This is a genomic window from Proteus sp. TSJ240517 (genome assembly GCF_047921575.1).
Taxonomy (GTDB): Bacteria; Pseudomonadota; Gammaproteobacteria; order Enterobacterales; family Enterobacteriaceae; genus Proteus.
In genome coordinates this window covers 1-559 of sequence record NZ_JBLRMH010000031.1, presented here as the reverse complement: position 1 = coordinate 559, position 559 = coordinate 1, and the positions used below count along the sequence as shown (strand labels likewise).

General features: G+C 42.6%; 1 pseudogene. It reads right to left on the bottom strand.

The window, feature by feature from the left end:
- A pseudogene (locus ACNARN_RS18630) lies at positions 1-559 on the bottom strand (hypothetical protein); the annotation flags it as partial.

The following is a 559-nucleotide window of genomic DNA, read 5'->3' as shown; positions in this document are numbered from 1 at the left end:
GATTTTGCCATTTAAATCAGTGACCACTTTAGACGTTTGTTCGATTTTGGCTGAACTTGTGCCCACTTGGCTTTCTAAACGAGTCACTTGTTGGGCGGTCGAGGTCACCTTTCCTGAGACCTCAGTTACCTTAGTTTCAAGTTGGTTTACCGCATTCGCCGTTGCATTGGCTTTCTGTTCGCTGGACTTAGGCACTTCATTCATCACAAATCCTTTTGGTGCCACCGATTGTTTGTTATTAGTGTAAGTGCTGGTGATGATTTGATGGTTAACACTTTTATGCTTAGTGAGTTGGTATTTAGCGCCTCCCCGTAAATAGATATATTCCACAGAGCCATTCGTTAATTGAGCTGGTCCCATCACAGGAGATTGATTTGTCCATTTCCAATCAAAATTATCAATGATGCGGTTTTCAGATTGTGTTCCCCATCCAGAACCACTCACTTGCCACTCCACAATCATGGCAAAGCCTTTAGTGCTGTGAGTCGCATAACTGGGTTTATTATCTGAATATTGCCCTAAGGTTCTAAAAACCTTAAAGGCATAACGTCGAGAGGTT